Source organism: Prevotella koreensis (genome assembly GCF_003977605.1).
In the GTDB taxonomy this organism is placed as follows: Bacteria; Bacteroidota; Bacteroidia; order Bacteroidales; family Bacteroidaceae; genus Prevotella; species Prevotella koreensis.
This window is the reverse complement of record NZ_RYYU01000001.1, coordinates 2144996-2167095: the sequence shown is the minus strand read 5'-3', so window position 1 is coordinate 2167095 and position 22100 is coordinate 2144996. Positions and strand designations below refer to the sequence as shown.

The window sequence follows — 22100 nt, the reverse complement described above, 5'->3', positions numbered from 1 at the left end:
TTAAGCACATTTTTGTCATATAAGCCAATCTTTTCCATTTGGATCTATGAAATTGATAGGATTACTTGTGCTATAAACATATCCACCAAGAGTTGGATGTTTTTCCATTAATTTATCCACTCCATACCACAAACTCGTAACAGGATTCATATATCTCGCGCCATAATAGTAAAGCCCTGTTTCTTGGTCGAGTTCCTTGCCATTGAACTTATACGGCATGTCCTCGCTACTGCTGTGTTCATCCACAAGCAGTTCACCATAAGTCAGGTAAGCATCGAACTGGGTGATGTTTGCCTTGGAATCGGTGATATAAGAGGTACTTCCGAGGTGGTCGGAATGATAGAAAAAGATGTCCTCGATATTAGTCGTATCGGCAGGGATATAACCATAACCGGGTTGAGCATTGTCAGGGTCTTCAGGCTTCTGCCATTGAATGGGAGGGCCGGGAACATCTCCTTTGTCGTTGAACTTCGGTCGTTGCAACCAACCCTCGGACACAGAATGTAAGCCCAAGTCCTGAATAATGCTCTTATACCCACGCCCCATATTATTGGAATCTGCTGTTGCTCCCTTCATGGTGTCTTTATAATGTTCTGATTCAATAAAATACGCTATGATTATCGAAGGCAAAGATAAAGAAAATTGTTATATTACCGAAGACTTTAACAAGAATTTTACTGCATTTCACCCTGACATCGGCATCGTTCTACGTCACATTATGGCATTAATCAATCTGTAATTTAGGCGAAATTGCAGAGTAAATTGGGCGAAATTGGTTTGCAAAATCGGCGAAATTGCGAAGCAAATTTGCCCAAATTGCAATTAAGAATTAAACCCTAATCTGTCATTAGACTATTATTTCTCCATCTCATATTGATTTTATCGCTTTCTGACATCTTTTATTTGCTTTGTTGCCATATTATCTTCACTATTTTCTCGCCGTAGCCCGTTACGCCTTAGATAATAGTGCAGACAACCTGACCAACAATCAAACAAAATCTGTGGAGGCTCTAATAACAGATTTTGGTTAAATAATCAACCTTTAAAAAGCCCATTTCACCGAAAAGTTATCCCGATTTAACTTTTCGGTGATAGTTTGCAAAAGGAAATGAGTAAGGGAGTAGAACTTTTTAAGGAACGATTAATTACCAATATGACATGCCACCATTTCGGCACTTACTGCATATTGTTTCTTTGAAAACAAACAGCAGACATTGCCGATAATTTAAAAAAGACAAGACGGTTAGGACTCTTTTTTATGAATCTTATCCCGAACTCGCGTATTATATTTAATAGGAAAATATGGGCTTAAATATATATTAGAATCAACAGATAAGAAAAAATCTATACCTAAATATCCTCCATTATATGGTGCTTGGTAAAAGATGGAATCACCACCATCTCCTAAAACCAACACATCACATGTATCTTTCTCTAAGACTTGAAAAGTGAAATCTATTTCTTTACAGTGATAAGTATATACACCAGAATGACGGCGACACCGTACAATGACATATAAAATTACCATCAAAAAAATATCATAAATACGATATATCTTTTCTTTACCATATTATCTACATTAGCAAACATGTTATTCTTGTTTATGCGACAATGGCTTCACTCTGTATTTTTCTATTTTATCTCGACAGTATAACATCTCACCATTTATATTTATCTCAAGCGTATCATCCCTTATTCTCATTTCTTTTATCCTATATCCTTTGCATACCAAGATAGAATCATTATTAACAATATAATAAACGCTATATGGATATTCTTGATCAATAACACCAATTTGTGTAATCAATGCAAACTTTCCATTATCAACATCTATACACTCGCTTTCTTTGTTTTGAGGAGAAAAATTAGGAAAGCAACAGTTCAGCAAGAATAACATCATAAAAGATGTTGCTATTCTATTTATAGAATTTCCCATAATATCCATAATAAATATAACTTCCAGAATACGTGTGTTCACCGAAATATGGAAAACCTTTATTATAACCTTGTCCAGAGTTTTGTTTTTGATTGTATTCTCCAACTTTTTGCATAACCTTAGTATAATACCAAGTAGGTGTCCCTAAAAGATATGGCTTTGTTGAATGAACATTTGCTCCAAATAGCATATTGCCCATTGCTCTTAGTGTTGTTATTTTAGGTGTTCCATTCCTATTTACACCCGCTCTTATTGCAGTATAAGGATCCAAACCTAAACTTGCCTTAATATCTAAAGCTGCATTATTTGCAGATAATGATCTAAGAACTTCCAAATCGCCATAAAACGTAATAGGACTTTTAAAACTTAATTCTGAATTGAAAACGCTCTGTCCCCAGTCAAGTAGTCTCTGAGCATCTGCATTAAATAAAGAATATTCCCCATTATCTGTTTTTACAGTTCCAGAAACAGTTAATTTACTAGTGTCAAAAGTTATTCCTGTCTCTTTTGCATCAAAATGGAATTTACCATTCTTATTGTCTGTCCCCATAAAGTCATATGGCCTCAAAGTTGTTCCAATAATCTCCCCAGTTCTTTCATGCTTATTGTTTACAACGTAAATATTATTATCACCATCATTTTTAGCATTCACTACAGTATATGTACCATTGGAGTTTTTTGTAACATCAGTACTTTCTAAACATCCATTTGGGTCAACAAAAGTAATAGGGTTGCTAAGACAATAAGCATAAGAACCAATATTTGATTTTAATTCCTGCATCGGGTCCACCCCATACCACAAGCTCGTCACAGGATTCATATACCTCGCCCCATAATAATACAACCCTGTCTCTTGGTCAAGTTCCTTACCATTGAATTTATAAGGCATATCCTCTGAAGATGTATGCTCATCCACGAGCAGTTCACCATAAGGTAGGTACGCGTCAAACTGGATAATGTTTGCCTTGGCATCAGTGAAATAAGATGTACTGCCGAGGTGGTCGGAATGAAAGAAGAAAATGTCTTCAACATTGGTGGTATCTGTGGAGATATAACCATAACCCGGCTGCGCATTGTCAGGGTCTTCGGGCTTCTGCCATTGGACGGGTGGACCGGGAACATCACCTTTGTCATTGAACTTCGGTCGCTGCACCCAACCTTCAGGCACACTGTGGTCACCCAAGTTGATAATAATGTCGTTATAACCGCGACCGGTATTATCGGGATCGGCCGTTGCGCCCTTCATCGTGGGAACACCCGGAGGTGTTCCGAGCGATTTGTAATATTCCTCGCGCTGTTTCTCTATTTCCAGCATACGCGCAGCATAGTCTTTCTGACCTGCCGTGACATTGTTGCCACTGATGCCATAGACATTGTTGAACTTGCCTGTTCCTAATTTGGAGGCAATTCGTTTATCACCGATAAAGTAATGCTTGGTGAAGCGGTTCTTCGTTACAGTGATAATCGGGGCGGGATAGATGGTGTAATCTTCCGTTTCGTGGAAGGTAATCCCTTGCGGTGCACCGTTGACATACACACCCTCGAGATCGCCATGGCTCTTGATGATACGCTCGCCGCCGGCATTGTAGGTGTATCGGCTTGTCTTACAATTATCCGACAATACCATAAGTCGGTTTTCCTCGTCCCAATACATTCTCCGCTCGGTATTGAGACTGTCGTTCTCCACCAATGTGGGATTACCGTTGACATCATAGGTATAATGCTCGTGTCCTATCTGCGTGGGAGCGGTGGGATGGTTGTTGTCCTCATACTTATACGTGAAATCGTAAGACTGCGCTGTCTTTGTGGAGTCCACCTTCTGCACCTTGGTGAGCGGTTCACTCATCCGTCCGAAGGTCATAGTCATTTCATACGATGCACTCTTCGCCTTACCGTTCGCCTTTATCAGACGGTTAAGATCGTCATAAGCATAGGTATGATTTATCAAATAAGAGTATCCGTAGAGTTTCAAGCACAGAAACTGTGCGTTCCATAGGATGAAACTATGAGTTTCATCGGATGGAATCGTGGGTTTCATGTATTGAAATTCTGTCTTCCATTGCCTGAAACTTTTCTGAGACTCTATTCTATTCATACACATAAAGGTAGATATTTTCGGCAAAGTTCATTTCTTAGGTATGAATGCAGGCTTTTGCAGAAATCTCCTATCGTAAATACGGCTGTAAAATAAACACATCGTCTTTTTTCTTAATACTAAATTTTGCCACACTCCTATTAATTTTAAATATATTATTTCGGCTGTTAATTATAATCCCTTTAGGATTTTCCGGATTATACCACCAACCTGCAATATATACCAATTTACCATGGTTCAAGAAAATCATTCTATCAGCTAAATCCGTATATTCTGTTAATTGGAATCCTAAGTCATGATTGATTTCATCAAGGCTACACCCTAAAGAATAAAAACACAAGGTGTCCCATTCAAAATCAAATTCTTTTGAAAAATCAATTACAATATTTTTTTCTGTTTGATGTCTATTCCAGTAGGAAACAACTGCATCATCTACCTTATTATAGTCATTATCACAAGAAAAAAATAGAATTAAAAACAAAAAATAAATATATTTTTTCATTTCATACTCCCCCATGTTATTTGTAGACTTTCTAACTTTTGCTTTTCCTTCATATCATGCAGTCTTGCTTCCTTCGGTGTAAAGCCCCTATTATCTAGCCCCTCAAAAATTTTAAAAAGTTTAAGATATTTGTCTTGTGATAATATTGTCTTTGTCACGACCCATTTTTCCCCTTTTTTTATAACGGTATATAAGCCTTTTTGTCTAAATTCTTTTAGTACACTAACAGCTAAATGTCTCATACCTTTCCCTTTCTCTCTTTGTCCAATCTCTCTCCCAATTTGATTATTTAACAAATCTACTGTCTGATCTGCTTCAGACAAATTACTAAAAGTTCTAATCGCTAAATCCGTGTTGGGATTATTCTCGTGAGCATTACCTGCTTCCTCCGCAGTTCTAGCATTAAATTCTGAAGTAATAGTTGCCTGCCAAAGAGTATGGCGAAATGCTCCGTTTTCACTACCGAGTTCACGTTCAATCTTAGGGCGAGTTCCATTTAAGACATTGCCTCTTGTCGCAAATCTGGTACTGTTTGTGCTTATATCATCAGCATCATGTGTAACACCCTTACCTATTCGGTAAGTTGCTATAGGATGTTTGAAAACAAACTTTGCGTAACGTACCCATTGAGGTTGTGGTTCATTCTCTTTAATTTCTTTACCATTAGGATCTATAAGTGTAACAGGATTGCTTGTACAATAGACGTAACTTCCTGAATTTGGATATTTCTCAGTTAATGCATCCACCCCATACCACAGACTCGTCACGGGATTCATATACCTCGCCCCATAATAATACAACCCTGTCTCTTGGTCGAGTTCCTTACCATTAAACTTGTATGGCATGTCCTCGCTGCTGCTGTGCTCATCCACGAGCAGTTCGCCATAAGGCAGGTAAGCATCGAACTGGGTGATGTTTGCCTTGGAATCGGTGATATAAGATGTACTGCCGAGATGGTCACTATGGTAGAAGAAGATGTCTTCAACATTGGTGGTATCTGTGGAGATATAACCATAACCCGGCTGCGCATTGTCAGGGTCTTCGGGCTTTTGCCATTGGACGGGTGGACCGGGAACATCACCTTTGTCATTGAACTTCGGTCGCTGCACCCAACCTTCAGGTACAGAGTGGTCGCCCAAATCTCCTATAATGTCGTTATAACCACGACCGGTGTTATCGGGATCTGCTGTTGCGCCCTTCATCGTGGGAACACCCGGAGGTGTTCCGAGCGATTTGTAATATTCCTCGCGCTGTTTCTCTATTTCCAGCATACGGGCAGCGTAGTCTTTCTGACCTGCCGTGACATTGTTGCCACTGATGCCATAGACATTGTTGAACTTGCCTGTTCCTAATTTGGAGGCAATTCGTTTATCGCCGATAAAGTAATGCTTGGTGAAGCGATTCTTCGTCACAGTGATAATAGGAGCAGGATAGATGGTGTAATCTTCCGTTTCGTGAAAGGTAATTCCCTGTGGTGCTCCGTTGACATACACACCCTCGAGATCGCCATGGCTCTTGATGATACGCTCGCCGGCAGCGTTATAGGTGTATCGGCTTGTCTTACCATTGTCCGACAATACCATAAGTCGGTTTTCCTCGTCCCAATACATTCTCCGTTCGGTATTGAGACTGTCGTTCTCCACCAATGTGGGATTACCGTTGGCATCATAGATGTAATGCTCGTGTCCTATCTGCGTTGGAGCGGTGGGATGGTTGTTGTCCTCGTACTTATACGTGAAATCGTAAGACTGCGCCGTCTTTGTGGAGTCCACCTTCTGCACCTTGGTGAGCGGTTCGCTCATCCGTCCGAAGGTCATAGTCATTTCATACGATGCATTCTTCGCCTTACCGTTCGCCTTTATCAGACGATTTAGGTCATCATAGGCATACGAATGGTTGAAAGCACCACCGAGTTTTGCTTTGTTGCTATTGTTATTCTTATCGGCTTGCGTCGGGTCTATGGCATTGGTGATGCCAAGGATGTTATCCACGGCATCATATTGATACTTGTTGGTCATAATCGCCGTACCTGCTGCCATGAGGTTCATCTCCTGCAAACGCTCGCGCTGCTTGTCATAAGTATAAGTGGTTTCCGTGCCATTGCCCAATTTGGTATAAACGGTATGCCCGTCCTTGTCGTAGCCCACTTTCTCAACGATGGTTTCTTCTTTTCCCTGTTTGTCGGATTTGATGCTCTCTATTTGTCCTGCAGCATTATAGGCATAGGTCACGACTTCTCCGTCGGGATAAGTCATGGTGCGCACGCGGTTCCAACTGTCGTAGGTGGCACCGTAAACGTATGTACGCACATCGGCGGTACTGACCATAACCGAGCGAACGGTCTTTACGACTTCGCCTTGATTGCCGTAGTAATACGCCTCGCCTCCCGAAGCATCTTCCACGAGAACGAGTCTGCCCGCACGGTTATACTTCTCGCCCGGCTTGCCATAAGTGTAGGTAACACGGTTAAAGAGATTCTTGGGGTATAGCACCTCGCTCAACCGTTCGTAGTCGTAGGTGTAAGTGATGGGGGCATCAGCAGAAATCCTCTTTTTGAGTTCTGCCGTGAGTTTGGTCAGAAGGTTACCTGCCGCGTCGTAGGTACAGGTCACTTCGCCTGCATCAGGATGGTTCACCTTGAGTTTTTGTCCCAAGAGGTCGTACTCGTAGGTCGTCGTCTTGTCGTTGGGGTGATGAACGGTGGTTACTTGTCCCACGGCATCGTAGTCGTATTTCACGGTGATGTTATCACCAGAGGCATGCTGCACCGTCTCGCGGTTACGTCCTTTCTCGTCAGTGTAACTCTCGGCATTGCGTCCGAGGGCATCGGTCACCTTCGTTTCGAGCATCGGTTCGCCGTTATGGGAAACGATGCCGTAGGCCGTCGTAGTGGTTGCCCCATCAGGCAGCGTAACCTTTGTCGTGCGATCATAAACGTCGTATTCGGTGGTTGCCTGCGGGTCGCCCGTGGCGGTGTTATACGTACCGATACTGCCGTAGCTCTCTGTCATAGGATAGAACGCCTTTATGGTGCGACCGAAGGCATCGACAACGGCTCGACCGCTGACAACAGACACTTTTTGATTACTGCCGCCTGTCCATACCACGCCTGTCTGCTTGGTCTGCACGGCACGCATCAGACTGTCGGAGAAAGTATAGGTCTCTATGTCGCCCTCTGGTGCGTAATGCAGTGTACGGGCATAACGGGCAGCGGGGTGATATTCAAACTTGATGGTATAGGGTTTGCTTGCGGCTATCTCTTTCGGACCGAGAATTGTGCTCGGACGTCCCATGTCATCATAGGTATAGCGCATCTTGTTGCCGTTGAGGTCGGAAGTCTCCACCGGCACTGCCCATTTGTAGTCGTAAGCAGTGGAAGAAGAGTAACCGTAGGCATCTTTTACGTTCGTCACCAGCATGTGGAGCACGTCATCGTAGGTATAGTCATAGCGCATACGCTGCCCATTATGATTTTCGGGCTTGGTGAGACTCGTAAGGTTGCCGTATGCGTCGTAGGTCATGTCATATACCGATGGCTTGTCACCATTGTGCATCGTGATGCCGGTGATGTCGCCAAGACCATTGATGTTTGTGGAACGTTCGCGACAGACCTTACCCGCCTTATCCTTCACGGCAATATGCTTGGGTACGGAGACGATATATTTCGCCTGCAAGTCATGATAGGCAATATCGGCATCCAGTTCATAGTTCGTTGCGGTCTCCTTATAAGAAATGAGATTTCCGTAAGCATCGTAAGTATTGTTCACGGTGGTGCTCATACTGCCCGAGCCGTTGTTGTCGTAAATGGTCTGCTTTACGGATACGAGGGCTGGGAAATATACCGTCGTGTCAGTCTGCTGTTTGAGTTCGTAAGTATTCTGCGTGCCTTGCAGTTTGTTGCCCTCTGCATCGTATAGCGTCTCGGCCGTGACAAGGTCGTGCATATAGAAATGGCGGTTGTGTCCGTATTCTTCCACCTGCTTACGGTAAACGGCATTGCCGTTCTGTGTATCAATCTGCTTGGTGATAACCTTCTCAAAACCGTAGAAGTCGCGTTCCCTACGGTCTCGATAGCCGCCTTCATACTCGAACTCGTTGCGCATCTTCGTTGCTCCGTTCTCGGCGTAGCCGCCAGTAGTTTCCACGCTTTTGAGTACATAGCGCGAGCCTGGCAAGGCAAAACTGGGAAGGGTTTTCTCATAGGTTAAGGCTATATGTCCGCCAAAAGGCAAAGTAACGTCTTTAAGCAGATTGGTGCGTCCTGTGAGATTGCGGCGTACCTTTAATTCATTGGGACCGTTTTCTCTGACGTAATCGGGATAACCGTCACCGTCTATGTCAATAAGAGCCGTTGAGTTACGACTCACACCATCTGATTTGGAAGCAATAGCCCGTGGAAGGAGGGTTACAAACAATGCAGGGATAGCCACTCCCACATTGGCAAATCCGGAAACAGAAGAAGATACGCTCTTTGCTAAGGCGGCATTTTTGATAAACTTTATCTTGGGTAGAAAGCCGTTACCGGTATTATAAGCCACATACAAATCATCACCTTCTAGTGTAATAATGTCGGGCAAGCCATCACCGTTGAGGTCATTCATCGAACTAGTCGATTCTGAAGTGGTACGAGTACCATTGAAACCGAAACTAATGTTTACCTTTCCTGCGATTGGAATGCTCACGCCACCACCGGCACCCCATGTCTTGGATTTGGATGTACCGATACCACCGCAACCACTTTCTTGGGCATCTGCAAAAGAATTTCCCAGATTATAGCGCACACTACCGCCGTCAAGCATATCGGGTAAACCGTCACCGTTGAGATCCGTCCAATCTCTTTCCGTACTTGTCTTGCCGCTGGTATAGTTACCGCTGGCGCTGACGGAACCAGAAGAAGTTTCGTTTGCCTTTGCCGCAGCAATCAGGCTTTTCTTACTGAAACTCCATTGTTCGGCAATCGTTGGTGACTCTGCTCTTCCGTCACCCGCATTGCCTCCGTCTTTGAGGTCGGCTCCAATATCTATGCCAACCGTCCCTGAAGAAGCCTTGAATTTAGGATTGGCAACATTGGGCTCAAATATATGATTACTAAGTGCACCAGCCTGTGTCGTGATTTGTGCTTTGATTTCTTCCTTACGTTCTTTTATCCAATCGGGATAGCCGTCACCATTTATGTCCATGCAGGACACATTTGTATAGGAATTCTGCCAACTTTTACTTCCCGAGAGACCTGCTTTGAGGAATTTTACAGCAAACTTTCCACTAGCAGATACCGTATTTCCAGAAGCTTCCGTTTTTAGAACGGGAGCAGGAAGGGAAGAGCCACCGGCGGCATAGGAGACGCTATCAACATCTATCTCTTGTTGTCCAATACGGGAACTACACTGCGAAACTCTGCCGATATAGGTACTATCGGTTACACTGACATAGACATCTCGCTGTACATTGTAGCCCATCATAAAGAAACGCTCTTTGTTGATGGGTGTCATTACCTGCCCAATCTGCTCCGGATCGGGATCATCACTTGCAATGTCTTTGTATTTATTTTGGTCTATCTTCAAAACCGTGGTATCAATGGGTAGTTCACCCCATTCTTTGTTGCCATTATAGGCGAATTGCCCCCAGCCTTTATAAAGAAGGCCGTAGTCGTTACTATCGTATTTACTGAAAACGGAAGCTTTGATTTCCTGCTCAAAGCCAGTTCGGATAATTTTGATACAGGCTGTATCAACTTTCGTCAACTCACGTTCAGAGGAGAATGTTACATAGAAACTCCTATTCGCTAATTTTGTCGCAAGAGCCGCATCGGTAAAGATAAGCGTGTCTCGTTTAATGTGCCCATCAGGAGCAAGTGTAAAATCCGTAGAATGAATCAAATCTCCTGCGGTACTCTTGATTGTCAGGAATACTTTAGACTCTTTGTCAGAGGCTGAATGTCTGTCCACTTTCAAGTAGGGAACAAGTCGGAAACCTGTACCATATGCCGGCAACGTAGAAGCAATGAGTGGACTGAACAGCTGTGCAGGAATAGGCAAAACATGTTTAGCAAAAATAGTTCTTGCAGGAGATAAGGCAATGGTATCTTTGTTTTCATAATAGTAAATGGGCTTCCATGTTACCTTTTTCCAATCAATGGGGCTTTTCGTTTCGATTACAAACTTTAGCATGGCACTATCTGCCTTGTTGGCAAGATACTCGGTCTCGAACACACCATCGACAATGGTGTCCGCTTTGAGATGAATTTCCGCCTGTGTCGTATTGCTCGTGCGAGTCTGCTTGATAATCCTTAAATACACATCGTCCGATGTCTTTTCTTTGTGATAAGGGGCTTTGATGAGCACCTTTCCTGTTTCTGTAAGGTATGCCGTAGAGACCTCACCGCCGATATAGTCTTGCGAGGCTTTGTATTGGGTAAGGTCTTCGCCGGCATAAGTAGTCACACCTGAAGAGATGGTAGTATATTGTATGGCAGGATCCCATTTTATGCTGTCCGCTATTCCCGAGTAACGGGATTGTAGGCGGAAAAATACATGCTGTCCGGCAACAACGTTGCGGGTGAGAGCGTAATTTCGAGTTCCGCTTTCAATAAGAGAGTCTTTCCACAGTATTACACCCTGTGTCTGTATGTTCATCTTTACGCCATCACCATGTGTGGCCGTTCTTTCAACCAGTCCACTGATGGTAACGGTTCCTGTATAAGGAGCTCTCCAAACTCTTACAGCATCATTGAGGGGAAATTCCTGTTCTAAAGAATCTCTTACCTGTTTATAGTCGGGGATAAACGTTTGATCGACAACTTGCTCATCGGGTGTATGGATAGGATTGAAAGTCCCTGCACTGGTCGGTTCAAAATAGGGCTTACCGTCCGCTCCGATATGGTTAAAGTACACCGTTCCCTTGTTGGCTATGTCAACCAGTCCATCCCCGTTGAAGTCCTGCATATAAACATTCACTTTGTCGCTCTGGATACTGTGTCCGTAAGATGCGCCGACACTTGCCGGTCCGAAACCGGCGCCTACATCAACTCCGACGTTATGGTTCAGGCTCTCACTTTCAGAGAATCTGCCAATACCCTTTACGTGGATGGGATCGCCAAAACCGCCTTGTGCGGTCTTTCCATAAAGATTTGGTCTGTACCAAATGCCGGTGGAGTTCTTAAAAATCTTATCAGGAAGCCCATCGCCGTCAATATCCAAAAAAGTCACTTCCCCATAACTTTTATTTTTGCTTAATTCATAAGATGCACCGACTGAGACCGGACCGATAGCAACACCAAATCCGCCACCACCACTACCACCGGAAGAACTGGAGCTGCCGAGTATGGACAGAGAGTCGCTGACATTGTCGAAACGCTTTTTTTTAAAAAAGACAAACTTTTCTTCTTTGCTCTTACTATTCCACGTTTCTTCTTCCGAAGAAAAAATTCCGTTCTTGGTCTCATCGAAATAAGAGAAGCCCTGTGCAGCCACACGTCTGTCTTTGCTATCAAGTTGCACAATGCTATCCAGAAGTGTTTTGGAGAAGACCCCTTCTTTATAACGAAGCGCATAAGCCCGCAGCAGCTCGCTGTTATATTTCACTTCCACGCGGTCAAGCAGAGCATCGTCGGTTTGCAATATGCCCAATCGACCGCTCTTAACGACATCCTTGCGTGCTTCAGACTTGAAAGCGAACCGAACGCTGTAAGCACCATCTTCGCTTTTGCTACCGGTATATCGGTATGTGTCGGGATAGAGGTTATTGCCGCGTTTGATGTATTTGTAAGACACGAAGTTGTCATGGGTGTCTTGCGTCTTGCACAGTGCCCAGCGCAGGATGTTGCCATTACCGTCTTTGAGTACGGCATTATCATCTACGGCTCCGTCCACGCCACCGAAATAAGACACAGTACCATCTTTTGTGGTTACTTCCCATGTGTAGTTCTGCGGAGAATCTCCCTTGCGGATGATTTTGGCGAAGCCGCCCTCAACGAGGGGATAGAAACGTTTGTCTTTGCTTCTTGCCGGGGCATCGGCGGTGCGATAGGTGCGGTCGCTGAGTTTGCTGCCCATGAGCAGATAACTTTCGCTTTCCTTATCGGTATCGAAGCGAGGAACGCCCCAGCGAGTCTCTATATCGATGCTTTGCAAGGGCAGATTCCAACCGTAACCCACATAGGAAGAACTTCCGTCGTTGCTGTATTGCAGGCCGACACTTGGTTGCATGTCTGCTCGTCCTTTGGGCAAATCGAAAGAATAGCCGAGCGATGCCGTTCCGCTCTGATTCGCAGTGGGTGCACTCACGGTCGTGATTCCGGCATTCGGGACAGCGGCTTTGAGTTCGCTGATGCCGGTTGGTACGTAGTTCTGCGTTTCGGGGCTCTCCGGCACTTTGATGATACCATTGATGATGTCAGTAAAGTGAGAGGTTTCTGCCATTACCAGTTCTTTGCCTTTGTCCAAAGCCTTATGTCGCAGCATTACCCATTGGGCTTTTAACTCGTCGTAGTAATAGGTGTGAATGTCTTCGGCGGTATAACCCTGCGGAATGAGAGTGCTGTCATAAGGCACGGCGATACTTGCCGGTGAGTACACGAAATGTTCACCGTGTGGCAGGAACCGATAGCCGGCTATGCTGTCTTTCGAGTTGGTCTCAACAGTAGGATTACTTCTATCTGCTGTTACGTTGACCATCCCTGCGGGCAGGTGAGGCAGTTCTCCCTTGCGAAGTGGTGTAATACTCAACACTTTAGCACGTTCCATACTGCCATGGGGAACTTTCAGTTCTGCACAACCCACAGATAAGGAGTCGGTAATGGTGCCGGCAAAGTACTTGCTGACCGTACGTTTACGGAAATCCTGTAAATTTGCAATTCGGCCTTGTTCATTTCTTCGCTTTTGAGGAGTGCTATTCTTCCCCAAAGAAAGAATTGTATCTTTTACGGTATTCTGTTTTATAAAATCCGAATCCGAAACAGAAAACTCTTTGTTATCCTGTTTATGGTCATAATATGATGCTTTTCTGTTGTCATTGCAAGAAGCAAACAACAGAAATACCCCTATAATCGTAATGGGTAAAAATATCGATTTATTCATAGATTCTAATCTCATTTGATGGGATATGTCAATGTCTTATATCTTAACTTATTGTTCTTGAACTATATGGATAATGTCTGTTTATCTTCTTATGAGTTTCAGACTCTTTTTACTGATCCCATTCTTCATTTCAAGGATATACACACCATTTATAGGCAGCCGGCAGCGAGTGGCATGGTAAGTGTCTGCATCGCGAGTCTCGGTTTGCAACAAAGCACCATCGGGTGAATAAAGCCGCAGTTCCAGAGGAAGTGATTCTGACATTTCAACGCGCACATGGACATTGCCGTCTGTCGTGGGATTGGGGGAAACATCATAGCGGGCAAAACCGTCACCGACAATCGTTGACACATTTAAAGTGCGAGTAGTGGAGCAACCTTCACCGTTGATCAACTCAATGATATATTCGCCGTCCTCTTCGAGTGTGACGCTCTCTCCGCTAAGATATTTGCCATTGGGACTTTTCCAGCGACATATGTAATCGCCTTTTGTGTCAAGACGATAGTCGCGTGATGCGCCTTGGGCGAAGTGAACATCCTGCAATTCGGGGATTTCTGACATATCGGCATTGGATATCATAATTTCGTTTGAAAGAGTTTTGCCGGTATAATCCTTGGCAACAATGACGTATTTGCCTTGTTGCAGGTCGGGAACGGTGATAATGCTGTCTCTTGTGGATTGATTGCAGAGCATTATTCCATCAAGGCTGACAGAGTATTTATAAGGAGCGGTGCCACCTGTGAGAAGTATGTGTAGCCGGCCTTTTTCCGAAGTGGAGCAACGTGGTTGTTCGATTTCAACGGTAGCAAAAAAGTCTTTGGCGGCGCGAAGTGTAAAAATGCTTTCGCCTACATCGGCCGTAATGTTTGTAAAGACGATGCTGTCGGTGTGGCTGTCTTGTGCCTTGTAATAGCGGATTTGTCCGATGGGGAACTTGCCTGTCCCGCTGTTATCTACCGCGAGGTAGTAATACTCATCTTTGTCAAGCGGCTGTATATGGCGGATACTTCTGGTATCGAATGTCAAGGTGAGATTATGTGCAGACTGTCCCGTAGTTGTTGCTGCCCAGCGACGCTGCATCCATTTCCCATTGCCTTTGTCAGTTGCAAAGGAGAGTTGTTTGGCATTATCGCCCCAGAGATAACTTGTGCCTTCGTTGATTGATCGGGCAGAAACCTTGATGACGGCTTCGTCCTCGCTACTTTCGCCAGTGGTACGGTTGAGGCGAGAGGTGGCATCGCCGATGACACCTGCTACGCGGTGGTTGTAGGTTTTAAGTTGATAATAGTTGCGGATGGTTTCTCCTTTGGAGTTGATATATGAGTGTGCAAGTGTGATACCGTGACGAAGAGCGAGGGCACTTTCCACCCGCATGCGTTCGGCAACAGTAAGTGCACGGTAGTAAACCACATATTCTGTCATGCCGTTTTTAAGGATTTTGACGGGAAGTTTTTCTTTGGTTGATCCACCTACGTTGAGTGTACCGCGTATGCCATTTGCCGACGAGGTGCTGTAGGAGTATAAGCGTAGTTGAGGTAAAGTATCACTTCCAACATAGTTCATAAAAGTTCCTTTGGCGAGGTTAGCGGTGCGTGCCGTAGTCTGCACGCGTTCAGTCTTTCCTGATTGTGTGCTGACATTCCAAAGCAGTTGTTCGTTCTCTTTCTGCATCTTGCCTACACCGATAAAGGTCATGCCGCCGGCACCGGTAAGTTGCATAGGTGTGTTGTCGTTACCGTTCGCCCATTTGACAAAACCTGCCACACCACCGGGGGATTCCGGTTGTGTTGCTATTCGCGTCTGCGATTGCGCTTGGCTTTCCATAGTGTACAATGTGCACAAGAGGAAAATGAATATACCTGTAAGATTGAGTATAGAATGTTTCATCGTCATTTCTGTTTTGTTAAGGGAATGGTATAGCCCACTGTCAGCAAAAGCAGGTGGCTGTTGTTCGTGGCTTTGTGATAGCCGTAAGGGTTCTCGTGTGTTTTTATAAGATCCATAAAGCCATAGCCGTATTGCAGGCCGGCTTCGATACCGTTCTTAAACGACGAGTAGCCTATTTTAAGTAGGGGCATGACGTGCAGTCGTGCACGCAATGTTTCTCTTAAATGTGCTTGAATGAGTTCATCTGTAGAAGCAAACATCGCGGATCGGTTAGTCGAAAAGTCGATACCATCGGGATTAAGCGGGATGCTCATGCTCACACCGGCACCCATATAGAAATCGCTCAGCAGGTAGAGTCGTGCAGCGACTTGCGGCATGATTACATGATAACGGAAAACGGTTTTTTCGTTAATGTCTCCAATCTGCTTATGTTCTTTCAATGTGGAAGACAACCATGTGTAGTCTGCCGCCAGTTCCACACCGATACGGTCGTGCCGCCAAAGGGCGAAGACACCTATCGAAGGAACAATCGCACCGCTTTCTTCTATGGTATAACGTGGGCGGATGGCACCGTCTTCAACCAAAGCACCGAGATTGCCGATAACGCTGTAACCCACACCGGAACGGATGCCGATACGGGTTTGGTAATAATGCTTGTGTGAGAAAATGTGTCCCGGCTTTGGTTCACTAATGATTTCCAATGTATCTATGACTATATCGTCTGTAACAGTCTGTTTTTCCGACGTGTCTTCAACGATAAGTACTTCTGCCTCTTCAGTAGTATCTACTTTTTCTGCCGGTTGAAGAACCGAGGCGGCAATCACCTTACGTTTATGGTTCCTCCTTGCAACCTTTTTCCGGACTTGTGGGAAAGCGGTTGTCGTATCTTGTTTGATTTTGATGGTGTCTTGCGAGATGGACACTGATGGGACAGGTTGAGTTGCCGGCACGTCTTCCTTGTCATGTCTGCAAAACCGAAGACATAATAGGATAATGAGGATGATGATTAACGCGACAATGCCACGGATGACATAGCGGAGAGTTTTGGGAGTAGAATTGCTCACAGGCACTTACCTATTTATTTTATAACATCTTGTACTAAAACCTTATCTTAAAACCTTATGCCAACCTTGGCAAAGAGGAGAAAGAGAGTAAGGGTAAAATCTCGTTTGGGACTTATCTGATATTAATCATATAACCCACTGTCAGTTCTATCTGCAGATTGTGGTTATCGTGTTCCACCCAGTTATAGGTGTTCGTTTCAGTCTTGATACTGTTAGTCAGACTGTAATGATAGCGCAAATCAAGTGTCATTCCAAAAGGAAAGTCATAACCTATACCGCCACCCAATGCCACATCGGGGCGACCTTTGAGTTTATCTTTGAGCATCCGCTCGGTCTCCTTTACAGTTGGATAGCCCAACTCCGAGAACTTCGCATCTTCCTGATTCCCCGTATAGGTAAGGTTGTTTGGTGACAGGTTAGCACCGAGCCGTCCGCCCAGTGAAACGTGTAGCGAGTTCTTTGCTTTGAAAGGATAGACGTTAAAATAAGTGGCAAGTCCCAAATGGTGATAACGGGTGGAGAGCGTATAGTTCAACTCGTTTTTGTCCTCATAGCGCACTTGAGCCGTCTTGTTGTAGTAGGCGATACCCGCTTCTACGCCCCACAAGCTTTCCGGTTGTCTATAAAGGAAAAACAACTCAGCACTTGGAACGAACTGTCCTTTGTTGTCGAACGAATAATTGGAGTAATACTTCTCGCTCACCAATATCTTGTCCACATTGTTATTCACACTGTAACCGCCACCCAAACGGAGACCGGCATTGAACGCACTCTCCTGAGCACTTGACGACAAACAAGAAGTCGCAAAGAAAATAAGCAAACCACACCTTATTGTTTTCATAACTATCTGACTTATTATCAATGATTATCGTGATATTCTGAAATCATATAAATTGAAATGCACTGATTCCGCCTGCAAAATTAATGATTTTTTTGATACATAACAACAAAACCAGCTAATTTTTGCAGAATGAAAAGACAACAATAATGTACAGAACCTCCTCCGAACACTTATAAGGAGCACGGAAGAGAATAAACAGTTTCAACGAAGGGTGATGGAGTTGACAGAGTGCCTTACTAAATCGTAAACTTTATTTGTATTTTGAAAATTCAATTTTTATATTATCATCTGGATCTCCTATAAAATAAAACAGAATAGAATCTGAATAGTAAAGGTCAAAACATCCTTGACCTTTACGATTTGGTAAATCATATATGATATGAATAAATTCTTTATTAACAATAGTCCAATTCGCTTTATTAGTATTTATTTTTAATCCTTTGTTATCTGGAAAAGGACTTATTTGATAAAAATCAACATCCTTTATACTGCATACTCCATTTCTGTAGAAAACTATTTTTTCTTCGTTTTTAGTAATCCACGTACCAACAATAATTTTGTTATTGATTTGGGTTGAACAAGAGCACAGTATAATTACAATTATAAAGAATAATTGAAGTTTCTTCATTTCTTAATTATTTATGTTTCACTCCGCTTAAGGGATGTATATTTCACTGTTAGTGGAACCACACCATTCCAAAGACTCGTCACAGGATTCAGATACCTCGCACCATAATACAGTCCAGTCTCTTGATCAAGTTTCTCAATTTCCAGCATACGGACTGCGTAGTCTTTCTGTACTTCCGCGACATTGTTTGCATAGTTGGCATAGATGCTACTGATGCCATAGACATTGTGGAACTTTCCTGTTCCTAATTTGAAGGCAATTCGTTTATCGCCGATAAAGTAATGCTTCGTCAAGATGTTCTTTTTTTACGATGATAATCGGTTATGAATTGAAATCATTTTTTTGTTAAAATAGTATTATCCATCTGTAGTTGTTTCCTATTTCTTACGACAATCTTATAGTCTCTTTGGGTCATATATCCGCTCGACATTAATGATATTACGTCAGAGTCATTTCTACATTTCAAAATAACCGTATTCCCTCTTTGAATCCAGATTCCCTTGCATGCAGAAGTAACTTCAAAATATTTTTTTGTAAATACAAAAGTGCTATCAGAATCATTTAACCTTAGATAATAGGAAAAATCCTTACCTTCTTTAACATATTCTCCTGTCATAGTGTTTATCGAGACATTACAAGAGATTAATGTCGCAAATAATATTATCAATAACTTTCTTATCATTTCTTGTAGTATGTTTTTGAATCTCCCTTTAATGTATATGTTGACGGAATCTCTATAACTTTTAATTGAGGGTACGCTTTGATCAAACTTTCTCTATAAGTATTTATATTAACAGGTGAAATACCAGTATTTGCATTTCCGCCTGGAGCATATATTTTAGATCCATCAGATTTTGTTATTCCTTGTACCCAACTTACAGTAATGTCGCTAAAAGATTTAACTACAGAAGACGAGGTAAGTCCTGATACAGATGAAGGACTGTATCCATATTTAGCTTTATATGCAAGTACTTCATCAAATACTCCAGATGAGTTGCAGGATGAATTCCTCATTTCGTAAATCATTTAAATACGTGAAAGTTTATTATTTGTTTGATTTTCGTCCAATTACAATACATTTTTCCAAATTATTACTTGAAATCGAGATAAATGTTCATCATAAAATCTGACAACCCACGCACTTCATTATGTCTTTATAATGTCCTAATTCAATAAAATACAAACAAAACCTACTATGATTACCGAGGACAAAGATATAAAAGTTTTCTGTATAATCAACGAATTTAACAAGAATTTTAATGCATTTCACCCTGACACCGGCATCGTTCAACATCACATTATGGCATTAATTACTCTGCAATTTAGGCGAAATTGGTTTGCAAAATCGGCGAAATTGCGATGCAAATTCGCCCAAATTGCAATGAGCTCTCGTATAGTCAGGCAAGCTATGAATGACTTACGCCCAATTCGCAGGGTACGCGCTAAAGAGTTGGATAGGTTTATTGTAGTTATAGTGGGCGCAAAATTGTTCGTAAATAATTAGTGACTTTTCTTGCGTATCTAAAAAAAAAATGCGAACATTGCAAAATGATTCATAGAAAAACATATAACATAAGTAGAATAAATTATAAAAAGAGAATAGACTATGGCATTTGAAAATTTTGATTTCTCGAACTTTTGGGACGATAGCGACTACGCGAAGAAAAAATATATCGGCAAGACACCTACCGACAAAGAAATATTAGAAATAGAAAAAGAATTGGGCTATAAACTGCCCCAATCGTATATCGAACTGATAAAAAAGCACAATGGTGGCATTCCGATAGCACGTTCTTTCTATGATAATGATATGGAAATAGACATCATTGGCATATATGGAATAGACAGAACAAAGCCATATTCGCTATGTGGAGATATGGGGACTCAATTTATGATGTCGGAGTGGGGTTATCCTAATATTGGCATTGCAGTGGCCGACACCATTTCCGGTGGTCACGATATGATATTTCTTGATTACAGAGAGTGCGGAAAAGACGGCGAGCCAAAAGTTGTCGTTGTAGATCAGGAAAGCGATTACCGTATTGAATTTTTGGCAGACACCTTTGAAGACTTTATCAAAGGGCTTACAATAAATGCGACAGAAATAGAAGACGAAGAGTTTGGCTTTTTAGATGAAAAACAGAAATGCCTTGCCATAAAATTCCTTCAAGAGTTAGGCGAAGAAGAGCGTGTGATAGAATTGCTCACATATATCGGTATAGAGAATTTGAGTGCACAACTTTTAGGAATGCTTGCCAGATCCTACAACAACAACGATCAGGCAGAAGAGGCCATGAAAATAATGGATATGATTCCGGTGGAAAAGAGAGACGCAAAGTGGTATTATCGCTATGGGTATTCTTACGCATACAGGAACTTCCCCATTAATTCGGACGATAAGATAAAAGCCATTGAAATGTTAGAGAAGGCCATAGAAATGGCAGAAGACGATGAATTAAAGATTTGGTGCGTGGAACTTACAGATGTTTGTGATCTTCATCTTATATTAGAAACGAACAAAGAAAAAACACCTCTTTTATATAAATGTTATACAGAACATATAGACAACCTTAAAGAGAAGGAGGAAGAGGAAAAAACATATAAAAAGATTACGGTAGATGATGTAAAAAACGCCAAAGACAGTTGGGACATAAACGAACCCATGTATTGGACAATAAATATTTATGGCTCACACGAAGAATATTTGAAATCTGCGGAGCCGTTTACATTAGAGCAAAGGTATCTAAATGCTATCATTTGGTACTATATTGAAGTGAACAATGGAGGGCATCATCAGTTTTTTAGTAATTCGACAGGTATTGTATGGGAGGACGCATTGAATGGCTTAAAATTATTTGGCATGACAGATGCGGCAAACAACTTACAGCATATTGTTGATTTGTTTGGGGGCTCAATTCCTTTTGACAGAGAAAAACGCTGGGAAGCAATAGAGAATATTGAAAAGAGTTTAAACTTATATGATGTTTTAGACAAAGCAGATGATTTTGTATATAACGATAATGGAGTGCCTGAAGACGAATATATGAAACAACACCCGGAAAAGTTCGTGTTTGAAGGGTATTATAATAAGATGTAAGATAAAAGAGAATAATCATTATACAAGTTCGGGATTAGATCCCACTCCTTTATATTAGAGAGCGAGGAGACATAACTGCAATAGCAAATCTAAGCCAATGCGCTCTGATGAACGATTGGGGTAAAACTATGCACTTGTTTCTGGAATCCGTATTGAATCTCGTTTGTATTAATTAAAGTTAAAACATTTCGTTTTATTTTGTTTATTATTACCTTCGCACTATAAACAATTTAATAAAAAAAATGAAGAAAATTATATCCTATTCTTTGATTCTGCTAACTATTTTGGCAGTATCTTCTTGTGGAAAACTGGCAAACAAAGCAGCAAAAGCATATATGAAGCAAGCTACAAACGAGTCTCTGAAAATATATGTATTAACTCAGCCGCAAGAGTTGAAGAAATGGTATGATACGATTGCAAAAAAATTAGGTGAAGGTGCTTCTGCAACTGATGTGATTTCATTAAACGTAACTGAATTACGAGAGGAGAATGCAAACTTGTTGATTAACCTTTTATTTCAGTCAAAAGAAGACAAACGTAAAGTTGTGGAAATTATATTCTCTTCAGAGGCAACCGGTTGGTTAGAGCCAGAAACAAAGGAAATTGAATTCTCAAACGGAGATAAAGAGAACTTTAATTTGGAAGATGAATTGTTTGATCTAAAAGAAATTCCTTATGCAAATCTTCAGAAGATAGTAGATGCTGCTATGAAAAAATATGAAGATAAGGAAAAGTACGAGTACCAGTACATTCAAAACATCACCATTGAGAAGAATAGCATACAAATAACCGTTTCCGGCAGATTGATATCTAATAATGTGGACAAAGAAAAGTACTATAACACAGACTTTGCCGGAAATGAAAAAAACGATGATTAATAGTATGATTTTTTAGTTCCCATTAACAGGACTATAAACATAAAAGCCATATCTGACTATGTATTCGAGTAATGATATGGCTCTTTTCATTGTTTTTT

Annotated in this window: 12 protein-coding genes and 2 pseudogenes; 2 read left to right on the top strand and 12 right to left on the bottom strand. The window is 42.2% G+C overall.

What is annotated here, in order from left to right; all coding sequences use genetic code 11:
• Positions 1–27: 27 nt before the first annotated feature.
• From EHV08_RS09170 to EHV08_RS09115, 12 genes and pseudogenes are all read right to left on the bottom strand, one after another.
• Positions 28–579: pseudogene (locus EHV08_RS09170) on the bottom strand (RHS repeat domain-containing protein); the annotation flags it as partial.
• A 1012-nt stretch (positions 580–1591) separates the two neighbouring features.
• Complete coding sequence (locus EHV08_RS09165) at positions 1592–1936, bottom strand: hypothetical protein (protein ID WP_126678996.1); 345 nt, start codon at positions 1934–1936, stop codon at positions 1592–1594.
• Positions 1917–4031: an RHS repeat-associated core domain-containing protein gene (locus EHV08_RS11705; RefSeq protein ID WP_238988056.1), complete on the bottom strand. Its 2115-nt coding sequence runs from the start codon at positions 4029–4031 to the stop codon at positions 1917–1919. Before EHV08_RS11705 ends, EHV08_RS09165 begins: the two co-directional genes overlap by 20 nt.
• Positions 4032–4101: 70 nt before the next feature.
• Positions 4102–4548: a hypothetical protein gene (locus EHV08_RS09155; protein WP_203227065.1), complete on the bottom strand. Its 447-nt coding sequence runs from the start codon at positions 4546–4548 to the stop codon at positions 4102–4104.
• A complete protein-coding gene (locus EHV08_RS09150; protein WP_126678994.1) occupies positions 4530–13607 on the bottom strand; it encodes a SpvB/TcaC N-terminal domain-containing protein in 9078 nt (3025 codons plus the stop codon). Before EHV08_RS09150 ends, EHV08_RS09155 begins: the two co-directional genes overlap by 19 nt.
• A gap of 81 nt (positions 13608–13688) precedes the next feature.
• Positions 13689–15494 (bottom strand): T9SS type A sorting domain-containing protein, encoded by a 1806-nt coding sequence (locus EHV08_RS09145; protein ID WP_238988055.1) that lies wholly within the window; start codon positions 15492–15494, stop codon positions 13689–13691.
• Between the two features lie 2 nt (positions 15495–15496).
• Complete coding sequence (locus tag EHV08_RS09140; protein WP_126678992.1) at positions 15497–16558, bottom strand: hypothetical protein; 1062 nt, start codon at positions 16556–16558, stop codon at positions 15497–15499.
• A gap of 112 nt (positions 16559–16670) precedes the next feature.
• Positions 16671–17399 carry a porin family protein gene (locus tag EHV08_RS09135; RefSeq protein ID WP_126678991.1) on the bottom strand — a complete coding sequence of 243 codons (729 nt, stop codon included), beginning with the start codon at positions 17397–17399 and terminating at the stop codon, positions 16671–16673.
• A 250-nt stretch (positions 17400–17649) separates the two neighbouring features.
• Positions 17650–18027, bottom strand: coding sequence for a hypothetical protein (locus EHV08_RS09130; protein ID WP_126678990.1), 378 nt, complete (start codon positions 18025–18027; stop codon positions 17650–17652).
• Between the two features lie 119 nt (positions 18028–18146).
• Positions 18147–18329: pseudogene (locus EHV08_RS09125) on the bottom strand (hypothetical protein); the annotation flags it as partial.
• 32 nt (positions 18330–18361) lie between these two features.
• Positions 18362–18643, bottom strand: a complete 282-nt coding sequence (locus EHV08_RS09120) for a hypothetical protein (RefSeq protein WP_126678989.1) — start codon at positions 18641–18643, stop codon at positions 18362–18364.
• Between the two features lie 62 nt (positions 18644–18705).
• Entirely contained in the window at positions 18706–19041 is a 336-nt protein-coding gene (locus EHV08_RS09115; protein WP_158676074.1) for a hypothetical protein, read from the bottom strand.
• 592 nt (positions 19042–19633) lie between these two features.
• Here EHV08_RS09115 and EHV08_RS09105 point away from each other — a divergent pair.
• Both EHV08_RS09105 and EHV08_RS09100 read left to right on the top strand, forming a co-directional pair.
• Positions 19634–21124, top strand: coding sequence for an SMI1/KNR4 family protein (locus EHV08_RS09105; protein WP_203227064.1), 1491 nt, complete (start codon positions 19634–19636; stop codon positions 21122–21124).
• A 242-nt stretch (positions 21125–21366) separates the two neighbouring features.
• Positions 21367–22002 (top strand): hypothetical protein, encoded by a 636-nt coding sequence (locus EHV08_RS09100; RefSeq protein WP_126678987.1) that lies wholly within the window; start codon positions 21367–21369, stop codon positions 22000–22002.
• Positions 22003–22100 lie beyond the last annotated feature (98 nt).